The following is a 20,784-nucleotide window of genomic DNA, read 5'->3' on the forward strand; positions in this document are numbered from 1 at the left end:
GTCAGTCTCCTTTGCTGAAGGCAAGCGCCCGCCCGGCTGCCGCGTTCTTGTTCTTGTCTCTGCCGCTTGCATTGCGCTGGCCGGTCATTACCCCGTAAAATCCCGGCGTGAGCCGTATCGCCAGGAAATGGGAGGTAAGCAGCAGGCAGAAGGTGACGGGTAGCGCGAGGACGTAAAATAGGGGGTAAGGCCCGATATCGAATTTCTGCCAGACCATCCAAGCGGTCATCAAGATCGGATAATGCGCACAGAAGATCCAGAAACTTAGTCCGCCGGGGGCGGCGACCAGTGTTTTGCCTAGGCGCGTATTCTTGAGCAGCCGGGTCATTTCCCAGGCTCCCAGGCCGCCAATCACCGTGATCAGACCATATATCACATCAAGCCAGAGCGGGTGCTCGTTAAAGCCCGTTCGAAACATGCAGACAAACACCGCCATGGCCGAAATCAGCACGGCTGCCACAATCGGCAAGGCATAACGGTCGAGCTTGCGGATATCGACATTGTGTATCGCAATCGCCGCACCGGCCGAAAACCCGAGAATGATCGACTTTTTCAGGAAGATCATATTGGGCACTGGCAGGATGACATAAAGCAGTAGAACCCCCAGCGTCAGCGCGGGCTGGCGTTTCACCAGGAAGCCAATCAGTGGCGATAAAAGGAAGCAGAGCAGCAGGTCACGCAGGAAATAGAGCGGCAGATTGATCGGCCAGTCTTCCGTCGCCAGCGCGAGCGTAACGAGTTCCCGATAAGACGCGGTCAGAACGCTTGGGAAATATCCTTCGCCATAGCCCATGGATTGCGTGGTCAGCACATACAGGAAAACGATGCTGTTCCACAGCAGGAAAGGCAGCAAAACGCTCGAACTTTTCGAGCGCAGCACTTTCTTGTAATCGAAACCGTCAAGGCCTCGGCGAAACATCAGCAGGCCGGAAATCGCACTGAGGCAGGGAACGCCAATGCGAAACAGCATGTCGCCGAGAAAGGCGCGCAGCCAATCAAAGGCGCCGTATTGGCCCAGATAGGCATTCGACTGCGGATCGAAGGGGACATGTACGAAGACAATGCCGACGATCAGCATCAACCGCGCCATATGAATCCGCGCGGACAGTTCCTGGTCGATCTTCACGATATTCGATACTCCTGTCTTCAATATCCTCTATTGTCCCCATCACCCCGCGGCCCTTCACTATATGAGCCAGCACCTTCACATTATGGGAATGTGCCTGTAAAAATGTGGCAGTGCAGCAAAAAATTTACCTCTGGTTCCTCAATTTTTTGCAGCTTGCTTAGTGAGCTTAGGTGGGATTGGTGGGGCAATAGCTGGATTTTTTGAGAAAATATTGAAAATTCAATGGTTTAAATGCATGCACGTAAAACTATATGTCTATTCGCGTATGCGAATATTTTTTTGTCCATAGCTCGAAAAAAGCTAAGGAATTGCACCGCCTCCACCATCGGTTTTCCCGGAATGGCTCGATAATGAGGCGGCGCAGAGCAGTTTGTAGCGGTTGTCGTCATTCTGCGGGGGCGGGGGGCACGGCTCTGCGATTGCGCACCATGGTTTTCAGTTTTCTCAACAATTCGGCCTCCGTTAGAACAACGAATACACCGTAGATTGTGCCGCCGATCAATCCACCAATCAACACCTGTAGTACAGGATTGGGGACGAGATACCCATAAAAATGAAGAAGGGCGCGTACCATGCCAGCCATGATCAGGGCGGTAACCATCGGCCGTGTGGAAATAAACATGCCCTTGAGGAAGGGCATCTGGTCAGCGCGGAACACCACCCAGGAATAGCCGAAGAGCACGACGACATTGACGACGCACAGCGCCACCATGGCATCGACCAGGTTTCCGAAGGCTGCGGCAACCGCGACGGCGACGGTGGTGACGATTGCCCGGATGACGGCCCACCAGAAGAGCGTACCGCCGTGTCCCACGCCTTTCAGATAGGGAATAAACGTACTGCAAGGTGTGAGAATGCCCTTGGACAAGGCGAGCAGACCGAGAACCGGCCAGGCCCAGGCCCATTGCGGTCCAAACAGCACCAGCATGGCCGGTTCGGCCAATGCCCACATGCCGAACATCATCGGTGCCAACAGCACGGTCGTCACCTGCGTGCTCAACATCAACGCCTGAGAGCGTCGATCCCGGTCATGCATCATGGTGCTGAAGGCGGGAAATAATACGCCCATGACAGCGGAAAGGACGACCTGATTGGGAATGCTGGAAAACCGGTTGGCGGCGGAATAAGCGCCGGCGTCCGACAGGCCGAGATAGCGGGAAATCACCACCATGGGAGATTGGAAAGTGATGAAATTGGCGATTTCCGACCCCATCATCCCGAGGCTGAAACGGCCGAGCGCCAGGATGCGGCGCGGCTTGAAGGCAAAGCCCGGGACATAGCCGGATACATAATAGAGCCCACAAAGCCGGATGATGGAGGAGGAAAACAATTGCGCCACCAGCGCCATCACCCCATAGCCCATCAATGCCATGCCGACAGCGATCAGGGCGCCAGCCGATTCGGAAATCATGCTCCACAGCGCATCCTGGCTGAACTGCATCCGCCGCGCCAGGAGGGCATAGGCAACGTCACCGGTGAGTTGCAGCGGAATGAGCACCGCCATGATACGCACCAGCGGCGCGGCCTCGACTGCCCCCAGCATGGCCGAAATCGGTTCGGCAAACACGTAAAGGAGGGTTGCCATCAGGCAGGAAATGATCAAATTCGCCCAGAAAACCGAATGGATCGTCTCCGGCTCTTCCTTTTCCTGGATGACCAGAGCCGCACCGAAACCCGCACCGCCGATCATCGCCAGAAATTGCACCACGGTTAACGCAACGGCGACCGCACCGAATTGATCCGGGGTGAGAATGCGCGCCAGGATCGGGACCGTGACAAATTTAAGCCCGAAAGTGCCTGTTTTGGATAGGACGCTCCAGCCGACATTCCGGGTTACGGATTTCGCATTGACGGTTGGCGGCATGGGCAAACATCCTTGGGTCTGGGAGCGAAAGAGCGAATGAGAGCTCTTAAGGGTTGTGGGAAAGCGCCAAAATTGTATGTTTCATGGAGAGGTTTTGCTTTCAGAGCGGCAAACACAAGCGCTATGGCTAACCATGATTGCATCATGGAATATGGTGCAAGGCGCCGTAGTCTGATAGCGCAAGGGCACATAACAGGCAACTGAACCTCTTTGTTGAGAAAAGACAGGGCAAAAAGATGGCGAAGCTGACAGTGATTATTCCCTTCTATCAGAAGGAAGCAGGAATTTTAAGACGGGCGCTGGGCTCAGTTTTTTCCCAGACATTTCAGGATTTTGACATTATCGTGGTCGATGACCAGTCGCCTTATTCCATCGATCTGGAATTGCAGCCGCTGGAGCCGCAACACCGCGCCCGCATTCGGGTGATCAAGCAGGAAAACGGTGGCCCGGGCGGTGCCCGCAATACCGGGTTGGACGCAATTGCTGCCGATTGTGACTTCGCCGCCTTCCTGGATTCCGACGATGAATGGGTGCCGGACCACCTGAAAAATGCCTATGAGGCGATGACCCGCTTCGGTGCGGATTGCTATTGGGCATCGATCCACGGCGGAGATGATTTCTACTATCATTTCAGCGTTGCCGAGCTGAAAAAGACCGAGAAAACCGTGCAGCTTCAGGAGGTGCCACTGGTGCTCGAACTGCCGGAAATGCCAGTGGTGATGCTGAAGAACTGGAGCTTTCTGCATCTGTCCTGCATGGTGATCGGCCGCCCGCTGTTTGAGAAAATCCGTTTTGAGGCCGAACTTCGGCTGGCAGCTGAAGATGTGCTGTTCTTCTGCGATTGCGTTCTGGCTGCCAAGCGCGTCATCCTGTGCGATGCCGCCGGGGCTGAGCGGGGCGAGGGGATCAATATTTTCCACAGTATTGATTCGAGTTCTCCTGCCTTTCTCCAGCAGCAGCTGAATACCTGGGTGGCGCTCGATACGCTTGAGCGGCGATTCGTCAACAAACCCGAGGCTTTAAGCTTTATCCAGCACTATAAGCAGACGGCGCGTAAAAATGCTCTCTGGGGGCAGATGGGCATGGTGAAACGCCGCAAGGTACCGCAGTTCGGTGTGCTATTGCGATGGATGAGACGAGATCCTGCCATCGTGCAAAGTGCTTTGGCCCTTGCAGTTGGCAAATTTTCCCGCTGATATAAAAGGATATTGCAATGCAGCGATCATGCATTGTCATCGGGCGTCTGCCTCGCCCCGTAAAGGAACACTCATGCAACCTTACTATTGGGAATCCGCCCATGGAAATTTCGGTGACGACCTGAACCTTTGGCTATGGGACTTTCTCCTGCCAGGTTTTCGTGAAGTTCATCCGCAAACTTTGCTCGTTGGCGTCGGAACTGTTCTCAATCGCGCTCTTTTGCCGGAAGGCCAGCATAAACTGGTGATCGGCAGCGGTTTTGGCTACGGAAGCCTGCCGGATATGAGCCGTCCGGAAGAATGGGATATAAGGTCGGTGCGCGGTCCGTTGACTGCCAAGGCGCTTGGCCTGCCGCCGGAAAAAGGTGTGATCGATCCTGCGGTGATGCTGGCCGACATGCCTGAATTCCAGAAGCTGCCGAAACTCTATAAAAAGAGTTTCGTTCCCCACTGGGAATCGGCCGTAGCCGGTGTTTGGTCATCAATCGTGCCTAAACTGGGCCTCACCTATATCGATCCTTGCGGTGAGGCGAAGGCGGTTATCCGCCAGATTCTGCAATCGGAGGTTATCGTCGCCGAATCGATGCATGGCGCCATCATTGCCGATGCGTTACGCGTTCCCTGGGTTGCTGTCACGACATCGGTGGCCATCAATAACTTCAAGTGGAACGATTGGGCCTCCACCCTTGGTGTCACTTATAAACCTTTGCGTGTACCTTTGTCTAGCCGGGCAGAAGCAAAAATGAAGGGTGACAGCTTCTGGGGCATGAGCTTTGAAAACGCCAATCCGCCACCGGAAAATCCAAACGACCGGGCGATAGACGAAGCCGTGGTGGTTGAAGCGCGGGGTCCAAGGCAGACCGGATTGCGCACCGTGGTTAAGCAGGTCCTGGCGGGCCCAGCCATGCTTGGCCTGTGGAAAGCAAGTCGGGCAGAGCCACAACTGAGCCGAGATTCAGTTTTGGAAGAGCGCAAAGCGCGGTTCTTGGAGGTCATTGACGGCGTCCGCCGCGATTATGGTATCGGCGCGGCCTCCTGATCATACAGGCTATGCACGTCTGTCCGGTTTACTCTGAGCCGGGCAGACTTCTTCTGTATGAAGCGCTGTAACGTTTTATAAAATACGTGTTACAGCGCTGTGGTTCAGGTTTTTTTTGAAAAAACACTATCTTTGATCTGCATCCGCGATGACAGGCAAGAGATAGCGCAAAGGCCCAGAGGATTGGGCAGATTGAGGGCGTGGGCTCCCACCCATCAGCACGTCTTTCTTATCGGCTGCAATCCCGCCGATGATGGCCGGTATGGCCGCAGGATGGGTCGCCGCATAGGCGATGGCTGACATTGCACCCTGATTATTCTTTAAATCGAGGAAATGGCGCAGCTCATAGCGATCGCGGATGTGCTTTTCATGCTGGAGCAACAATGACCTCTGCTCCTGCGTCAGGTCCGGATTGGCAAGAATGGAGCGGTCGGCTTCGTAAAGCCGCTTGAGATCTTCGGTGCGATGCTTGCCGCTGAGCGAATCATGGCGGACAACGGCACCATAGCCGCAGCTATGAATGATTTTGTAGCGGGCGCCAGCGACGAGTGCGCGCGCATAAAGATCATAATCTTCACCGAGGCGGAGCTTTTCATTGTACCGCAAGCCATGGCAATCCAGAAAATCGCGCCGCATGACCGGCTTGAGGAAGCCGATTTCCCCGCGTTGCGCGCCTCTCTGGGAAATATTTCCGGCAATGAAATCCTCAAGCACCAACAGGCGCGCCTGACGCCGAAAATGTTTGACGTCGGTACTGACCTTAGAAACGCATTCCTCTTTTACAAAAACGATATTGTCGGCGATGAAATCCCACTGGTCCTCAGCCATCATCTGAGTGAAGCGGCCTGGCAGGAAAAAATCATCTGCATCGAGAATAGCCAGCAAAGGTGCCGTCGATGCTTCAATGGCGCAGTTGCGCGCGGCGGCTGGGCCGCGATTATGGTCAAAACGGATAATTTTCAAGCGGCCGCTATTGTCATCGGCGGACAGGGCTTCCGCGCCGGTGCCATCCACCGATCCATCATCGACAACGACCACTTCCTGCGTTTCGGCTTCCGCCAAGGCAGAACGAACAGCCCGCGCCACGGTGGCGCCAGCGTTTTTAGCTGCAATAATAACGCATACGGTGGAATTCATCGTCATTACGGTCTCCCGTACTCTAATCTGACGCGCAGGTAGCGCGCTTCTGATTCGAACAGATGACGAAGCAAAATTTCCCCTACATTACGGCAGGAACCGGAAAGGCAGTGGATGTCTCCCGGGGTTCTAATCGCCTTGCTCCAAATCAACCGTTTTCCAAGCCGAACACGACTTTCAAACACAAATGCTTGGCGAAGTGAGCCGTGTCAACGGCTTTCGCGCAATCTTTGCCATTTGATTTTGGCTGAAACGCGGCCAGGCGAAAAGAAGGCCGGTTAGTTGTTGCGCAATGCGGTCTGACCCGTCTTGCCAAGTGCGTGGATCGCGCCGTTGCTGGCTGTCGCGTCGCTGGTCCCCGTCGCCTGCGTGCGGCGCTTTGTTTCCTGGAAAACAAGATAAGCGACAGCGCAGAAGTAACCGACCTGCAAAACAATAGCCGCCAAAACTGTTTTAATGAGCGTGCCAGCAAGCGAGCCAGACAGGAAATAAGTCGCAACTGCAAACACCAGCAGTGCACCAATCATGCTAAAGAAGACCTTAGGCGCATGCATAATTTAGAGCCTCCCCCGGTAGATTGATCTTGAGATCGTAGCCATTGCCTTCTCCTCAGAGGCAAAATGAATATAGGCACCTTGCCTCATTCTTTCAATCTTCATGTTTGTACGGGCCTTTGGCTGCAATCTTGCCACGATAATAGAGCAAATGGCTTGCAGGACCGTTACAAAAATCAGTCAATTTTTCTCGCGGCTTTAGGGAATTACTAACTATTTCCTTGGCTTGCGACAGTGCTTCGATAGAGCGGGTTGCGTGCTGAAATAGGAGAGTTGTTCGCTGAGAGCCGTCGGTGATCTAGCTGAAAACCTATATTTCACCTTTCCGAATTCATTAAATCTTTACCCAGTTCAATCACGAATTGTTACAATATTAGGATATTGTTTTAAACCTATATGCGTCGCACCATAATGATGCAATGCAATATCCCTGCCGGGGGACATCAACCTGACCGTGTTTCCTCCATTTTACATGACGAATTTATGAAACTTCGTGGAGTCCTCATTTATATTACAAGTAATAAACATTCCATTTGCGGGAAGGTTAAAGGATTTTCATTGCGAAATATCCAAAAATGGAAACCTAAGTGTCACAACGGGACATTAAATACTTAAATTGTAGTGTGAAGAAAACACATATTCTAATCACTATCATTCCATCGTCTGGAAGGTTTTCTGCAAAGGGTATTGCGAAGGACAAATTATCACCACACACTAGGGCTCAATGACCACGGACGCGTCCCGCCGGGACCCGACCAATCGCCCACGTAAATGGAGTTACCTCTATGAAGTCCGCGACAAGATCGGCCAGTTCGCCGTTTTTTACGACCGCCGCAACCGGTGCCCAGCCGGTTGGTGGTCTTGCCAAGAGAGGGTTTGATATTCTCATCGCCACGATGGCGCTGATTATGTTCAGCCCGATGTTCTTGATGATTGCAGCCATGGTGAAATTTACCGATGGTGGCAGCGTTTTTTACGGCCATCGCCGTATCGGACATAACGGCCAGCAATTTCACTGCATGAAGTTTCGCACCATGGTGCAGAATGGCGACAAGGTTTTGCAGGATTACCTGCGGGCCAATCCGGAAGCCTATGAAGAATGGCGTGCCACCCGTAAGCTGCAAAATGATCCCCGGGTAACGGCGATCGGTTCCGTGCTGCGCAAGCTCAGCCTGGACGAGCTGCCGCAGCTGTTCAATATCATCAAGGGTGAGATGAGCATTGTCGGACCCCGGCCTGTCGTCGAAGACGAGCTGGAAATGTACGATAGTGCCGCTGCTTTCTATCTGCAAACCCGCCCTGGCCTGACCGGTCTCTGGCAGGTGAGCGGCCGCAACGACGTTTCCTACGAAACGCGGGTGGCTATGGATACGCAATATGTTAAGACATGGTCGCTGGCCAGGGATGTACTCATCATGGTCCGCACGGTTCCGGCGGTGTGCCTGTCTCGCGGCAGCTACTAAAAAAAGCATGTCATAAGGGCGGAGCCAATCGGGCTGCTGCCCGAAATGGCGTTTAGGCCAGCCGCATTTTTATTGAATACGCATAGGATCTGCCATGAAGGCTTACGGATTTGCTGGAGGATTTCGGTCATCCAAGCGCATTACGACCTTGAACGTTGCAGCGCTGGCGCTTTGCCTGTCCTCGGCTGTGCCGGGATTGGCATTGGCAGATGACTATCGTTTGGGCGTAATGGACAAGATCCGCGTTCGGGTGGCGGAGTGGCAGACGGCTGAGGGCGCCGTACGGGACTGGGCCGCCGTCAGTGGCGACTATTCCGTCGGCGCTGCGGGCCAGGTATCTCTGCCGTTCATCGGCGAATTGCCGGCTTCTGGCAAGACCACAGCCGACGTTGCCGACGAGATCGGCAAAAAGATGCAGCAATTGTTCGGTCTCAGCGATCGGCCGTCCGCATCGGTTGAAATTTCCGAGTATCGTCCCGTCTACATGGCGGGCGCAGTTCAGGCTCCGGGTGAATATCCCTATGCACCGGGTATGACGGTGTTGAAGGCCCTGAGTGTGGCAGGCGGCTTGAAGCGCGCCGATGCCGGGCAGCGTTTTGCGCGCGATTTCCTTCAGGCACAGGGCGATGGCGCCGTTTTGGTCTCCCAACGCAACCGTTTGCTGGTCCGCCGTATCCGCGTTCTTGCGGAAATGAATGAAAAAGAGACGATCGAAGTTCCCGAGGAACTGAAATCCATTCCCGACATCAATCAGCTGGTTGAATCGGAAGCGGCTTTGATGAATTCCCAAACCGCCAAGCTCAAGGTTCAGTTGTCGTCGCTCGCCGACCTCAAGACCTTGCTTGCGGCTGAAATCGAGGCGCTCGGCAAGAAGTCCGAGACCCAGACCCGTCAGTTGACGATGGTTCAGGAAGACCGCGACAAGGTTAATAGCTTGAGCGAGCAGGGCCTGGCGCTGAGTTCGCGTCGTTTGGCGGTCGAGCAGCAGGTGTCGGATTTGCAGTCGGCACTTCTGGATATCGATACCAATACGCTGAAGGCCAAGCAGGACCTGAACAAGGCCCAGCAGGACGAAACCACGACCCGCAACGATTGGGATGCCCAGCTTGCCCAGGAATTGCAGGATACTGAAGCCGAGCTGGACCAGATTGCGTTGAAGCTTTCCACCAGCCGTGGCCTCATGGCCGAATCTCTGCTGCAATCTTCGGAAAGCGCCAGCGCCAAGAATGCCGATGGCGAAGCCAATGTCGCTTATTCCATTGTCCGCGAAAAGGATGGGAAGCCCACCGAAATCGCCGTGGACGAGAATACCTCGGTGACGCCCGGCGATGTGATCAAGGTTACGGTAAAGCTGTCTCAGCCAGCCATGCGGTAACGGTCAATGCGGATCGCCAAATCGCATTTGATCGACCCGGAACGCAATGGTCTCTACGCCGTTACGGCGATTGCGCTTTCCTACTTCGTTTTTGCCTATTCTGCCCGTTTCGGGCAGATTTCCATTCTGGCCTATTACGGGGTCTGGCTGCCGCTGATTGCAGTGAATTATCGGCGCGTGCTCGGTAACTACGGCCTTTATCTTCCGATTTTTGCTTTCAGCATTCTGACCATCCTGTCGATCTTCTGGTCGGCGGCACCACCGGTGACGGTCAGGGCCTCGCTGCAATATTTTTCGCATATCGTCTGTGCGTTGATTGCCATGCGTGTGGTGGGCATCCGGTCTTTTTTGAGGGGATCAATGATCGGAACCGGCATCGTGCTGGTCTATTCGCTGCTGTTCGGCTCCTATTTTCTGGATCCCCTGGACGGTTCCTTCAGCTTTGTGGGCGCCTTCTCGTCAAAGAACCAGCTGGGCTTTTATGCCTCGCTCGGTGTGTATTTTTCGTTCGCCGCGATCATTATCCTGAAAGAGCGGAGCATATGGATGCTGCCGCCGGCTGGGTTGGCTTTGCTATCGGCCTATTGTCTGTTTGCGTCGGAGTCGGCCACATCGGTCATTACCGTCATGGCGGTAGTCGGCGCGTCCCTGGTGTTGAGAGCGGTTATTCTCCTGTCGCCCCGCCATCGTATTGTGCTGGTTGTGGCTGGCGTGGTGCTTGGCGGGCTCGGGGCTGCGGCGTTCGTTTATGCTGGCGGCGTCGATTTGATCCTCGGGGCGTTCGGCAAGGATTCGACCCTGACCGGGCGAACCTATCTTTGGCAGCAGGGCATAGCGGCAGCCCTGGCCAATCCGATTTTTGGCGTCGGTTACCAAGCCTATTGGGTCCAGGGCTTTTCCGAGGCGGAGCGGCTATGGGATGAGTTTTATATTCCGACCCGGGCCGGGTTTCATTTCCACAATACCTTCATTGAAACCGCCGTTGAGACGGGGATTATCGGTCTCTGTCTGCTGGTTTCCATGTTGGTTGTCGCATTGATCGGCAATCTCAAACGTCTGCTCGTCAATGCCCGTGATCCAGAGGCCGGAGTGCTGTTTGGCCTCGCCATGCTACTGGTCGAGCGGGCTTTCGTGGAAATCGATATTATCTTCGCTTATCAGATCGGCTCATTCCTGCTTTATTTCATGCTGGGCAAGCTTGTTCAGCGCCGCGCCAGCCCGGTGACACGCTCAAGTGTCGTGCGCTATTATGGTGATGGGACATCGGGCGCCCGCAACCTTTAAAAAACAAGGGCGCTGTAGCCGTTGTAAAAGAACTGCTCCTGCATCATATATGTGTGAGCGGCTACCTTGCTTGCAGGGTGCCGCCTTTGCGTTGTGCTTTCTTTGGCTGGCGTGGAATTTAGATATGGCGCTATGTGTTTTTCCAAAGCACAACAGCCGCCTTAGCACTTTAAAGATGCTGTATACTGTTTCCTAAATCAGGTTGGATTTTGGGAAGCGTGCAGTCACCGTCATAATCGACAGTCGATTTCCTGACCGTATCCCTTTGCTCAAGCCCGTTCATTCGAAGGATTAAGCCATGATTCGCTTCACCACCATTACCGAGGATGCCGCACCGGCAAAAACGCCAGCCGTAAAGGCAGTTTCAAATGAGACTGCGCCTGAGCAGCAGCCTGAACCGGCAAAAACCGAAAAGCGCCAAAAGCGTAGCAAGCCGGCAGATGGCGGTGAAAGACTGCTGTGATGATTGGATGGGTCTGCTGAAAGACGATTGCGACGGTTTGTCCCTTTGGGAACCCCGGTGATCCCTTCTTTTCTCTGAAACACGCGAGCGAGAATAATGCGATGGCTTTAACCTTCCCCAATAGTAGCCGCAGTTTCGATGAGAAGGGACACCGCATCCGGTTTCTTGGTTACGACGGCATGTTTGAAATTCGGTTTTTCGTGGAACTCGATGCGATATCCAAGGCTATGGCCAAGGTCATTGTCGGGGAACACGACTTCCTCGCCGCATTCGACAATCTGCGCGGCTCTATTCTGGATGTCGCAAGAAAAGCCTATGGAAAAAAAGGCGGCAACAACATGTATCTTTTGACCGCGGCGGATTTCCGTTGACCGTAGACTGGCAGGATCTGCCACGTTCACGCTGAACCTGACGGATTTGGGGAAATCCGTGTCCACTTTGCCGCGTGCAACCCCTACAGCGCCGTGCGGTTTATAAAACGCACAAAGGGCACTGTAGCACTTTAAATCTACTGCATAATTTTCTCCTTAAATCGGAAGCGATTTAAGGAGAAAATTATGCAGTAATTCGGGCAACCTCTAAGTAAAGGGATTTTACATTGACTGATCAAGATGAGGATCTGGTTGAGCGCCGCGCTGTTCGCGCCCAGGAAAAACTGGTGAAGCAGCAGGAGGGGCAGCAGGCGATGGATGAACATCTCGCTGCCCTCGAGCGGCAGAAGGAAAAGACCTTGCGGCTGCGTGAAATGAGGCATGCCTTGGAGGAAGAGAAAATCCGCGCTGCCGCCAAGACAAAGCCCGCAACCAAACGCGCTAGTCAGCTGTAGACGGCTTTGGACGGAGAGGCCGCATTGCGACTTCATCCGCAGCCCAAAGGGCCTGTCATATCAGGTGGTCGCAGCCGGGGCGAAATTTGCGTCCAGAAACTGCTTGCTGATCGATAGATCAAGTTGGGTGAGATTATGCCCCGCCGGCAGGATTTCGTGGCTGACCGTATGGCCCACAGCTTCAAGCGAGCCGACCAATCGTTCTGCATTGTCTGCCGGAACGATTGGACACCTCTAAAAACCTCCCCATTTTCCGCGTTTCATGATTCAATCCGGCCAGTGTGATTTTCTGGGAGCGGATGATGCGTGGGCAACCGGGCTTTTGGGATTTGGATGATCGTTACGAACGGCTGAGTGCCGTCGGCGATCCGCTGGAGAAGCTCAACAGCATCATTCCATGGGCGATATTTGAAAAACCTTTAGCGAAGGCGCTGAAGCGGTCCGACGGATCGAAGGGTGGACGTCCACCATTTCCGTCGGTTCTGATGTTTAAAATCCTGGTGCTGCAAGCGCTTTATAATCTCTCCGACGACCAAGCGGAGTTTGTTATCCAGGACCGGCTGTCGTTTATGCGTTTCCTTGGCCTTTCCCTTTCGCAGAAGGTGCCGGATGCCAAGACGATCTGGCTGTTCCGAGAGAGTTTGGTGCGTGCAGGTGCCATTGATAATCTGTTTGCCCGTTTCGACAAGCATCTCTCACGTTCCGGATATCTGGCCAAAGGCGGGCAGATCGTTGACGCCACGATCATCCAGGCTCCCAAGCAACATAACAGCCAGGACGAGAAAGACGCGATCAAGGCCGGCGAAATCCCTGAGGACTGGAAGGATAAACCCGCCAGGCTGGCCCAGAAGGACCGCGACGCGCGATGGACAGTGAAGTATTCCAAGGCGAAACGGCCAACGGAGACGCCGACGTCGACGACGACTGGCCAGCACGATATTGCCATTCCAATGTTTGGTTACAAAAACCATGCAGGCATCGACCGAGCCCATGGCTTTATCCGGGGATGGACGGTGACGAGTGCGAGCGCCCATGACGGAGCCCAGCTTCGAAACGTAGTGACCAAAGACAATACCGCGTCGACGGTCTGGGCCGATACGGCCTATCGCTCCAAGACCAACGAGGAATGGTTGCAGGACAATGGCCTAAAGTCCGACATCCATCAGAAGAAGCCAAAGGGCAAACCCATGCCGGAGGCGATGTCGCGCGCCAACGGCCGTCGTTCGAAGGTCCGCTCCGCCATCGAACATGTCTTTGCGCGGCAGAAGGACAAGATGAAGCTCTTCGTGCGCACCATCGGAATCAGCCGAGCGAGGGTGAAGATCGGCATGGCCAATATCACCTACAACATGCTTCGCTATGTCTGGCTGACTGGAAAACCACGGACCGCATAACGCGCAGCTGGCCGGAAGGCCGAAATGCATGCCGCAGATGCGGCAATCATCACAAAAAATGGGCGATCATCCGCGCGAGTTCATCGCGGAAATACATCCACGGCACCATCTTGCCAACTGCGACCGGTAAATCGAGGTGTCCGATTGGATCCATCGCTCCGGATAGGACGAGAACAGGGACGCCAGCGCTACTCTCATGCGCTCCCGGCGGTGATTGAAGTGGGGCCATGGCCCGCAACAGCACCGCACCAGCCAAGGCCTGGCGATGCAGCAACAGCAGAGCGGCGGCAATATTGGCGCCATTGGAGAAGCCGACTGCGACCGGGGCTGCCAGGTTATGAGCCGCGCGGGCCTCCTTTATGAAACCGGCCAGATCCGCCGCCCGCACCCGTAAGTCATCTTCATCGAACACACCTTCCGCCAACCGTCTGAAGAAGCGTGGCATGCCGTGTTCCAGAACTTGTCCACGGGGTGATAGCAGGGCTGCACCCGGTGAAAGGGCGGCACCGAGCGACAAGAGTTCATTTTCATTGCCGCCTGTTCCATGCAGCAAAAGTAAGGGCGCAAGGTTTGGCACCGTCGCCGGAACGAATTGATGGATGAATGACGAGATGTGGGAATGGGTCATGTCGGATTTCTCCTAGGCTGCCCCGGCTTGAGGCGCGAGGTGTGCAGCAAATGTAATGTGTTGCAGCATTCGGGCGTTTGATAAAATGCAGGATCGTGTTTCGGCGGCGCGTTTCGGTAACGCGCCGCATTTTTTAGCACCGGAGGACAGCATCGCGCAGAAAACTTGGATCGATACGATGCTGTCGTTTTTGTTTCCGCATCGGGTTTTCCGCAAACCGGATGTCACGTCTCCTGACGAACTCTAGTCCTGCTGAGCTGCGCTGAGATCGCCGAGATCGGGTAGCATTTCCTCGATCCGGCCCCGGAAGCCTTCAAGGCCCTTAGGCAGCTTCAACGCCTGACCCAGGGTTTCTGCTGGTTCATCGACGGCAAAGCCTGGGTCGAGCGTGGCAATTTCGAACAACACGCCACCGGGAGAGCGGAAATAGATCGAGCGGAAATAATCCCGGTCTTTCTGCTCCGTTGTCTGCAAGCCATGGTTCTTACGCAGCTTTTCAGCCATGTCCGCCTGTTCGGCATCGTCCTTCGCTCTGAAGGCCACATGATGCACCGAGCCGGCACCTGGCCGGGCAGGCAGAAATTCACCCGCAGCGCGCAGGTCCACGACCCCACCGATCTCTGTGCCAGGCACATGATACCGGGTGACATAGCCTTCCTTGCCCTGCTGCTCAAAGCCGAACACATCGGTCAGGATAGCAGCCGTCGCGTCTATCTTGTCCAGCAGCAGCGTCACACCGTGAAAGCCCCGCAGCGCGTGCTCTGCGGGAATGCCCGGTGCAGCCCAGGCGGCTTCGTGTTCGATGTCTTCAATGCCGACCAAGGCAAGTCGCATCCCATCCGGATCCTTGAAGGGCAGAACTGTCTGGCCAAAGCGCTGTTCGAGCTTTTCGTGCACGACGCCCTGTTCGATAAACCGATGCGTCCAGAAGCCCAGGGAGGATTTCGGGACCCGGTAACCGGTTTCCTGGGTTTCACCGATGCCAAGGCGGCCCGGTGCAGCATGTTCCCAGGGGAAGAAGGTCATGATCGTGCCGGGATTGCCGGCCTCATCGCCAAAATAGAAGTGATAGGTGCCTGGATCGTCGAAATTCACAGTCTTCTTGACGAAGCGCTGACCGATAACCCGGGTGTAGAAATCGAGATTGCGGCGCGCAGGGCCGGCAATTGCTGTGACGTGATGAATGCCATATGCCATGTGAACTCTCCTTTGCTTGGTCAGCATTGAGAACGCCGGGCGGTTTGAATTGCCGCGTTTCTGGTTCTCTAGAGTCTGTCAGGTTCAGACTGAACCAGACTGACTCTCGCTTCTTTTGTTTTCGTTTGTCTTTTTGGGAAAACCGGTGACCACTTTTCCCTGACAAACTCTGGGCCGTGAAAGCAGGTGCAGGATTGGACTTCGGTTCCCGATGTCGGTAATGATGCGGCGCTTTCGATAGCCAACAGATAGGCGCTTGCCGTTCGGATTGCAGCTGGTTTTGCTTGCATTCATGCAAACTTGACTTTGCGTCGTGAGAAATCAGAATGCATTCTGGAAAAAACTGGAGGCTTATCATGCGGGCAGCAAAATCCTTGGCCTGGGACGATCTGCGGCTCATCAAGGCCATAGCGCAGGCCCAGGGCATGGCCGGGGCAGCGGCGGCACTGGGGATTGATCATTCCACCGTGTTCCGCAGGCTCGGCGCCCTGGAAGAGGCACTGGATGTGTCGCTGTTCGAGCGCAGGCGCTCAGGCTATGCATTGACGCCGACCGGGGAAGAAGCGGTGCGTACTGCCGAGCGGATTGAGGCGGAGGTTGCGCAGCTGGAGCGCCGTCTGCAGGGCCGGGAGATTGCGCCGGCCGGTGAAATCCGGGTGACGACGGCCGACAGTCTGCTGGTATATTTGCTGACGCCCTTGTTTGCCCGGTTCCAGCAGGCCTATCCTGATATTCAGCTGGATGTGGTGATCGGCAATAATGCTTTGAATCTTTCGCGGCGGGATGCAGATATTGCCATTCGCGCCACGGACAATCCGCCGGACACGCTTGTCGGACGCCGCATCGGCCTGATCGCCTGGGCGCTTTATGGTCGCGGCCAGGATTTTGTCGCCGCATCCGAAGCGTCGCCGGAAGAACTCGATGCCGCCAATTGGGTTTGCCTGGGCGAAGACATGGCGGGGTTGAAAGTGGTTAAGGCGGCCACGCAACAGCTGGCGCCAAAACAGCTGCGTTACCGCGCCAATTCTGTGCTGGCATTGGCCGATGCGGTGGAGGTGGGCATCGGCATTGGCCATATTCCCTGTTTCATAGGTGACGTACGCCCCGCCCTGGTTCGGCTTTCGCCGACCATTGCCGATTATTCCGCCAGCCTTTGGCTGCTGACCCATCAGGACCTGCGGCATTCACCTCGTATTCGCGTGTTCATGGATTTCATTGCCTCTCAATTGATACCCCTGCGACCGCTGATCGCAGGGGTATCGCCTTGCCGTTCCGATGCCCTCCAGCAACTTTGATCTCGCCGATGTCGTATTCTGGGCATAGGAGTTCCTCGGTCGGCGCCAGAAGCGAGATCAGGGTCAGGTCGGGGAAAGTTTACCTTTGCTATGCTGTCTGCGTCTTTGCGGAACATTCTTTGCCACGCTTTTCCTGTTGAAAGTCGATGGGTGAGAATTCGTTAAGATTGTTTGAATAGTGTCGGCGTAGAGAGGGTATCTTGAAACGGCCGTAGAAGGCCGCTAGTAGTTTGTTGCGCCCACCGTCTGCGATGGCAGTCGCACTGTGGAAGCGCCAAGGAGTTGTGCGAGTGGAGAGTTACCCGTTGAAAAAGGTTGTCGCAGTTTTTGTTACTGCGGGTCTTGCTGCATGCAATACTCTACCGGCGTCAGGGCCGCTTTCCTCGCAAATCGAGGGCCAGGCAGGGAAGTCAAGGCAGGAGCTGAACAGGCCCAATGCATCGGTTTTCGATGTTGTGGATGTCGATCAGCGGACTGCCCGGACGGTTTCCGGTTTTTCAAATTCGATGTTCAGCCGCCGTTTCGGTGTTGGTGGACGGGCTGGCCGTGTGGTGATCGGGATTGGCGATCAGTTGAAGATCAGCATTTTCGAAGCGGGATCTGACGGGCTGTTTTCGACGAGCCAGTCCAAGCAGACCACCATCGATGTGGTGATCCAGCCGGATGGAACCGGCACCATTCCCTATGTCGGACAGATCGTTTTGGCTGGCAAGACCCAGGAAGAGGCGCGCAAGGCCATTCTGGCCAAGCTGGTCAATAAGGCGGTGGAGCCTGATGTTCTTGTCACGGCGGCAGGCACCGCTTCGCGTTCCGTCACGGTTTCCGGCTCCGTCGGCAAGCCTTCGAATGTTGAGCTGACCCTGGCCGGAGACAAGCTCACCGAGGTGATCGCACGGGCTGGCGGGGCTTCCAGCGAACCCTATGAATCCTGATGTAACCCTGGTGCGAGGCACCAAGTCTGCCAGCGTGCTTTTGAAGTCGCTGATCGAAAATCCGCGTGAAAACATTTATGTTGAGCCGCGCGATCAGATCTATGTCACCCACGATCCGCGCACCTTCACCATTCTGGGTGAAGTGCAGAAGAATGGGCGCCTAGCCTTCGGTGCCAATGATCTGAACCTCCTGGAAGCGATTGCACTTGGCGGCGGCGGGTCCGATACCCAGGTGGATGCGGAAGGCTATTTCGTGTTCCGCTATGAGGAGCCGGAAATCGTCATGGATATTCTGGGCGCCAAGCGGTTCCACGAATTGCAGTCCAAGGGCATGGCTGCGAACAAGGATGGCCGATACCCGATCGTTTATCGGTTCAACATGCGTTCACCGGATAGCCTGATTGTCGGCCAGAGTTTCCCGATCAAGAGCCGCGATGTCATCTACGCCTCGCGTCATCCGACGGTTGATTTCTCGAAGTTCATGCAATTGATCGCAACCCCGGTCGGTACCGCTTCCGGTGTTCGCACTTTGACGGAATGAGTTTGAGGGATCTAGACCAGGCGTCATTGAGAATGACGCCTGGTATTTCCCATGAAAACACGTCAAGTGCTTGATATATTTAATATTCTATAAGATGATATGCTGTGAGCTTTCTCGGTTAGCGGATCCTGCGGCAGTTTCCTGCCGTGTCGCATGGGTGGTCGGTGGCTGCTTTGCTGGAGTTGTCGGTTGGCGCCGCGATCTTGTCGGGCCATACCTTGCGCAAATAATATCGACCGTGGCGGCGACATTGGCCTCCATGTCGCTTTCGCTCGGAATTCCGGCGACACCAAGCAGCACGGGTTCATAAAGACCGGCCTCGCACAGCGCCTTGAATTCCCGTGCCGCCTTCGCGCTATCGGGTGGGACAAGTTTACCTGATATCTTCATCGCCTCGAAAACCTGTATGAAGCGGTCCAGAACCCGGCGTGGGCCGATGTCGAAATAAATCGCGCTGAGATCGGTGGCTCTGCCTGCTTCCGACACCACCAGACGGGTGATTGCGATGATCTTGGGGCGCAGCAGCAGCCTCAGATAGTTCATTCCGAGTGCTTTCAGCGTGTTTGCCGCGTCCTGTTCCTTGTCGATGACCTCCATCAAAGGTGCAAAGGCATCTTCACCCGCCTGAACGACAAAAGCGGCAAAGAGATCCGCCTTGCTGGGGAAATAGCCATAGAGCGTTCCTTTCGATCCGCCGACTTCTGCCGCGACCGCGGCCATCGACACCTGGGCATAGCCATGGCGAAGGAACATCGACCCGGCAATGTCGACAATGGCTTGGCGCTTGGCCTGGGTTCTGACACGCATGGCGCCTCCTGAAATCGTACGGGGATGTACGTTTATAACTTGACGTCTGTCACATGGCTGTATATGTACAATATCGTACGGTTATGAAAGGTCAATCCGATGACAGTCCCATTTCCAAATAAGCCTGAATTTACTGGATCGCTCTACAAGCCGGCCCGTTTTGAAGGCCAGGTTTATGATCTCGAAGTGGAGGGCAAAGTGCCCGAGGAGATCGACGGCACGTTCTTTCAGGTTGCTCCCGACCCGCAATATCCCCCCATGCTTGGAGAGGACATTTTCTTCAATGGCGATGGCGCTGTCAGCGCCTTCCGGTTCAAGAACGGCCATGTTGATTTTCAGCGTCGTTACGTGATGACCGAGCGATTGAAGGCCCAGCGTGACGCCCGCGCCTCCCTGCACGGGATCTATCGCAATCCCTTTACCAACGATCCGAGCGTCAAGGATATTTCCAACTCCACCGCCAATACCAATGTCGTTGTTCACAATGGCAAGCTGCTGGCGCTGAAGGAGGATAGCCCACCTTATGCTCTCGACCCGGTCACGCTTGAAACCATCGGCCTTTATGATTTCGATGGCCAGTTGACCAGCGCGACCTTCACGGCCCATCCGAAATTTGACCCTGAAACCGGCGATCTGCTGTGTTTCGGCTACGAGGCCAAGGGTGAGGCTACCCCTGACATCGTCTATTACGAGATCGACAAGCACGGCCGGATGAAGCGTGAAGTGTGGATTACCGCACCTTATGCCGCAATGATCCATGACTTCGCGGTGACGGAGCATTTCGTAATTTTCCCGCTGATGCCGTTGACGGCGGATCTGGAGCGGATGAAGCAGGGCGGCAAGCACTTCCAGTGGCAGCCGGGTCTCGACCAGCTGTTCGGCATTCTGCGCCGGGATGGCGACGGACGCGATGTGCGCTGGTTCAAGGCGCCCAACGGCTTCCAGGGCCACACGCTGAATGCCTTCGATGACGGCGGCAGGATCTTTGTCGATATGCCCGTTACATCAGGCAATATCTTCTATTTCTTCCCGCAATCGGATGGCACGGTGCCGCCGCCGGAAACCCTGTCGTCGCAGATGATGCGCTGGACCTTCGACATGCGGTCGAGCGGCAACAATATCGAAGTTAAGCCACTCACCAGTTTCGCTTGCGAATTTCCCCGCAGCGACGACCGCTATTGCGGCCGGCAATATCGCCATGGCTTTGTGATCGCTATGGACCCGACCAAGCCCTTTGATGAAGCCCGGATCGGTCCCCGTCCGTTCCAGTTCTTCAACCAGCTGGCGCATCTGGATATTGCAACGGGTAAGACCCAGCTCTGGTTTGCCGACGATCAGTCCTGTTTCCAGGAGCCGATCTTCGTGCCTCGCCGGCCGGACGCGCCTGAAGGCGATGGCTATGTGATCGGTCTGGTGAATCGGTTGGCGGAGCGCGCCACGGATCTCCTCGTGCTGGATGCGCAACATCTGTCCGACGGACCGATTGCAACCATCAAGTTGCCGATGCGTCTACGCATGTCGCTGCACGGCAATTGGGTGCCGGGCGATCAGCTGAAGGCGGTTTGAGGTAGTCTTAAGGGCCGCATCGGACTTGAAAGCCAGTCTCCGGTTTTCGGTCTGATGCGGTGCTGGCAGGGCCCGAAACGGCTCACAGTCCGTC

The 20,784-nt window shown here is 55.2% G+C and carries 19 protein-coding genes and 1 pseudogene; 13 read left to right on the forward strand and 7 right to left on the reverse strand.

Features of this window, described 5'->3' with window-relative positions:
- Position 1: 1 nt before the first annotated feature.
- Together V6582_RS12845 and V6582_RS12850 are read right to left on the reverse strand one after the other, a co-directional pair.
- Positions 2-1,126, reverse strand: a complete 1,125-nt coding sequence (locus tag V6582_RS12845; RefSeq protein WP_337739403.1) for an acyltransferase family protein — start codon at positions 1,124-1,126, stop codon at positions 2-4.
- Positions 1,127-1,514: 388 nt separating this feature from the next.
- Positions 1,515-2,993, reverse strand: a complete 1,479-nt coding sequence (locus V6582_RS12850) for a lipopolysaccharide biosynthesis protein (protein ID WP_156634667.1) — start codon at positions 2,991-2,993, stop codon at positions 1,515-1,517.
- A gap of 236 nt (positions 2,994-3,229) precedes the next feature.
- On the opposite strand from V6582_RS12850, the gene V6582_RS12855 reads away from it, so the two are divergent.
- Entirely contained in the window at positions 3,230-4,189 is a 960-nt protein-coding gene (locus tag V6582_RS12855) for a glycosyltransferase family 2 protein (protein ID WP_156634666.1), read from the forward strand.
- A gap of 73 nt (positions 4,190-4,262) precedes the next feature.
- Positions 4,263-5,228, forward strand: coding sequence for a polysaccharide pyruvyl transferase family protein (locus V6582_RS12860; RefSeq protein ID WP_156634665.1), 966 nt, complete (start codon positions 4,263-4,265; stop codon positions 5,226-5,228).
- A 126-nt stretch (positions 5,229-5,354) separates the two neighbouring features.
- On the opposite strand, the gene V6582_RS12865 is transcribed toward V6582_RS12860, so the two are convergent.
- Both V6582_RS12865 and V6582_RS12870 read right to left on the reverse strand, forming a co-directional pair.
- Positions 5,355-6,371: a glycosyltransferase family 2 protein gene (locus V6582_RS12865; RefSeq protein WP_156634664.1), complete on the reverse strand. Its 1,017-nt coding sequence runs from the start codon at positions 6,369-6,371 to the stop codon at positions 5,355-5,357.
- Positions 6,372-6,643: 272 nt separating this feature from the next.
- Entirely contained in the window at positions 6,644-6,919 is a 276-nt protein-coding gene (locus V6582_RS12870; RefSeq protein ID WP_156634663.1) for an exopolysaccharide production repressor protein, read from the reverse strand.
- Positions 6,920-7,704: 785 nt separating this feature from the next.
- On the opposite strand from V6582_RS12870, the gene V6582_RS12875 reads away from it, so the two are divergent.
- The 7 genes from V6582_RS12875 (at position 7,705) to V6582_RS12905 (ending at position 13,724) form a co-directional block, all read left to right on the forward strand.
- The gene (locus V6582_RS12875; protein ID WP_156634662.1) at positions 7,705-8,382 is read left to right on the forward strand and encodes a sugar transferase; all 678 of its coding nucleotides are present in this window, start codon (positions 7,705-7,707) and stop codon (positions 8,380-8,382) included.
- Positions 8,383-8,476: 94 nt separating this feature from the next.
- Positions 8,477-9,757, forward strand: a complete 1,281-nt coding sequence (locus V6582_RS12880; protein WP_156634661.1) for a polysaccharide biosynthesis/export family protein — start codon at positions 8,477-8,479, stop codon at positions 9,755-9,757.
- Between the two features lie 6 nt (positions 9,758-9,763).
- Entirely contained in the window at positions 9,764-11,041 is a 1,278-nt protein-coding gene (locus V6582_RS12885) for an O-antigen ligase family protein (protein WP_156634660.1), read from the forward strand.
- A gap of 298 nt (positions 11,042-11,339) precedes the next feature.
- Positions 11,340-11,504: a hypothetical protein gene (locus V6582_RS12890; RefSeq protein WP_156634659.1), complete on the forward strand. Its 165-nt coding sequence runs from the start codon at positions 11,340-11,342 to the stop codon at positions 11,502-11,504.
- Positions 11,505-11,605: 101 nt separating this feature from the next.
- Complete coding sequence (locus tag V6582_RS12895; protein ID WP_087730399.1) at positions 11,606-11,875, forward strand: DUF1488 domain-containing protein; 270 nt, start codon at positions 11,606-11,608, stop codon at positions 11,873-11,875.
- A 227-nt stretch (positions 11,876-12,102) separates the two neighbouring features.
- Positions 12,103-12,330, forward strand: coding sequence for a hypothetical protein (locus V6582_RS12900; RefSeq protein WP_156634658.1), 228 nt, complete (start codon positions 12,103-12,105; stop codon positions 12,328-12,330).
- A 302-nt stretch (positions 12,331-12,632) separates the two neighbouring features.
- Positions 12,633-13,724, forward strand: coding sequence for an IS5 family transposase (locus V6582_RS12905; RefSeq protein WP_349508847.1), 1,092 nt, complete (start codon positions 12,633-12,635; stop codon positions 13,722-13,724).
- A 49-nt stretch (positions 13,725-13,773) separates the two neighbouring features.
- On the opposite strand, the gene V6582_RS12910 is transcribed toward V6582_RS12905, so the two are convergent.
- A complete protein-coding gene (locus V6582_RS12910; protein WP_234889818.1) occupies positions 13,774-14,352 on the reverse strand; it encodes an alpha/beta hydrolase in 579 nt (192 codons plus the stop codon).
- 85 nt (positions 14,353-14,437) lie between these two features.
- On the opposite strand from V6582_RS12910, the gene V6582_RS12915 reads away from it, so the two are divergent.
- Positions 14,438-14,599, forward strand: a complete 162-nt coding sequence (locus V6582_RS12915; RefSeq protein WP_156633881.1) for a hypothetical protein — start codon at positions 14,438-14,440, stop codon at positions 14,597-14,599.
- Here V6582_RS12915 and V6582_RS12920 read toward each other — a convergent pair.
- The gene (locus V6582_RS12920; RefSeq protein WP_156633879.1) at positions 14,596-15,549 is read right to left on the reverse strand and encodes a ring-cleaving dioxygenase; all 954 of its coding nucleotides are present in this window, start codon (positions 15,547-15,549) and stop codon (positions 14,596-14,598) included. The genes V6582_RS12915 and V6582_RS12920 overlap by 4 nt on opposite strands.
- 356 nt (positions 15,550-15,905) lie before the next feature.
- Here V6582_RS12920 and V6582_RS12925 point away from each other — a divergent pair, with 356 nt between their 5' ends.
- Both V6582_RS12925 and V6582_RS12930 read left to right on the forward strand, forming a co-directional pair.
- Positions 15,906-16,844 (forward strand): LysR family transcriptional regulator, encoded by a 939-nt coding sequence (locus tag V6582_RS12925; protein ID WP_156633877.1) that lies wholly within the window; start codon positions 15,906-15,908, stop codon positions 16,842-16,844.
- A 305-nt stretch (positions 16,845-17,149) separates the two neighbouring features.
- Positions 17,150-18,317, forward strand: a pseudogene (locus V6582_RS12930) (polysaccharide biosynthesis/export family protein).
- 87 nt (positions 18,318-18,404) lie between these two features.
- Here V6582_RS12930 and V6582_RS12935 read toward each other — a convergent pair.
- Positions 18,405-19,124: a TetR/AcrR family transcriptional regulator gene (locus V6582_RS12935; RefSeq protein WP_156633872.1), complete on the reverse strand. Its 720-nt coding sequence runs from the start codon at positions 19,122-19,124 to the stop codon at positions 18,405-18,407.
- Between the two features lie 99 nt (positions 19,125-19,223).
- Between V6582_RS12935 and V6582_RS12940 the strand changes: the two genes are divergently transcribed.
- Complete coding sequence (locus V6582_RS12940) at positions 19,224-20,690, forward strand: carotenoid oxygenase family protein (RefSeq protein ID WP_060716827.1); 1,467 nt, start codon at positions 19,224-19,226, stop codon at positions 20,688-20,690.
- The last annotated feature ends 94 nt before the right edge of the window (positions 20,691-20,784 follow it).

Origin of the sequence: Agrobacterium vitis (genome assembly GCF_037039395.1) — a bacterium.
GTDB lineage: Bacteria > Pseudomonadota > Alphaproteobacteria > Rhizobiales > Rhizobiaceae > Allorhizobium > Allorhizobium vitis_E.

What these genes read in the sequence shown, in the direction of transcription:
- V6582_RS12935 (WP_156633872.1), bottom strand. Translation starts at nt 19,124, where the DNA reads ATGCGTGTCAGAACCCAGGCCAAGCGCCAAGCCATTGTCGACATTGCC.
- V6582_RS12905 (WP_349508847.1), top strand. Translation starts at nt 12,633, where the DNA reads ATGCGTGGGCAACCGGGCTTTTGGGATTTGGATGATCGTTACGAACGG.
- V6582_RS12915 (WP_156633881.1), top strand. Translation starts at nt 14,438, where the DNA reads ATGCAGGATCGTGTTTCGGCGGCGCGTTTCGGTAACGCGCCGCATTTT.
- V6582_RS12940 (WP_060716827.1), top strand. Translation starts at nt 19,224, where the DNA reads ATGACAGTCCCATTTCCAAATAAGCCTGAATTTACTGGATCGCTCTAC.
- V6582_RS12925 (WP_156633877.1), top strand. Translation starts at nt 15,906, where the DNA reads ATGCGGGCAGCAAAATCCTTGGCCTGGGACGATCTGCGGCTCATCAAG.
- V6582_RS12875 (WP_156634662.1), top strand. Translation starts at nt 7,705, where the DNA reads ATGAAGTCCGCGACAAGATCGGCCAGTTCGCCGTTTTTTACGACCGCC.
- V6582_RS12895 (WP_087730399.1), top strand. Translation starts at nt 11,606, where the DNA reads ATGGCTTTAACCTTCCCCAATAGTAGCCGCAGTTTCGATGAGAAGGGA.
- V6582_RS12890 (WP_156634659.1), top strand. Translation starts at nt 11,340, where the DNA reads ATGATTCGCTTCACCACCATTACCGAGGATGCCGCACCGGCAAAAACG.
- V6582_RS12850 (WP_156634667.1), bottom strand. Translation starts at nt 2,993, where the DNA reads ATGCCGCCAACCGTCAATGCGAAATCCGTAACCCGGAATGTCGGCTGG.
- V6582_RS12855 (WP_156634666.1), top strand. Translation starts at nt 3,230, where the DNA reads ATGGCGAAGCTGACAGTGATTATTCCCTTCTATCAGAAGGAAGCAGGA.
- V6582_RS12920 (WP_156633879.1), bottom strand. Translation starts at nt 15,549, where the DNA reads ATGGCATATGGCATTCATCACGTCACAGCAATTGCCGGCCCTGCGCGC.
- V6582_RS12910 (WP_234889818.1), bottom strand. Translation starts at nt 14,352, where the DNA reads ATGACCCATTCCCACATCTCGTCATTCATCCATCAATTCGTTCCGGCG.
- V6582_RS12865 (WP_156634664.1), bottom strand. Translation starts at nt 6,371, where the DNA reads ATGACGATGAATTCCACCGTATGCGTTATTATTGCAGCTAAAAACGCT.
- V6582_RS12860 (WP_156634665.1), top strand. Translation starts at nt 4,263, where the DNA reads ATGCAACCTTACTATTGGGAATCCGCCCATGGAAATTTCGGTGACGAC.
- V6582_RS12880 (WP_156634661.1), top strand. Translation starts at nt 8,477, where the DNA reads ATGAAGGCTTACGGATTTGCTGGAGGATTTCGGTCATCCAAGCGCATT.
- V6582_RS12870 (WP_156634663.1), bottom strand. Translation starts at nt 6,919, where the DNA reads ATGCATGCGCCTAAGGTCTTCTTTAGCATGATTGGTGCACTGCTGGTG.
- V6582_RS12885 (WP_156634660.1), top strand. Translation starts at nt 9,764, where the DNA reads ATGCGGATCGCCAAATCGCATTTGATCGACCCGGAACGCAATGGTCTC.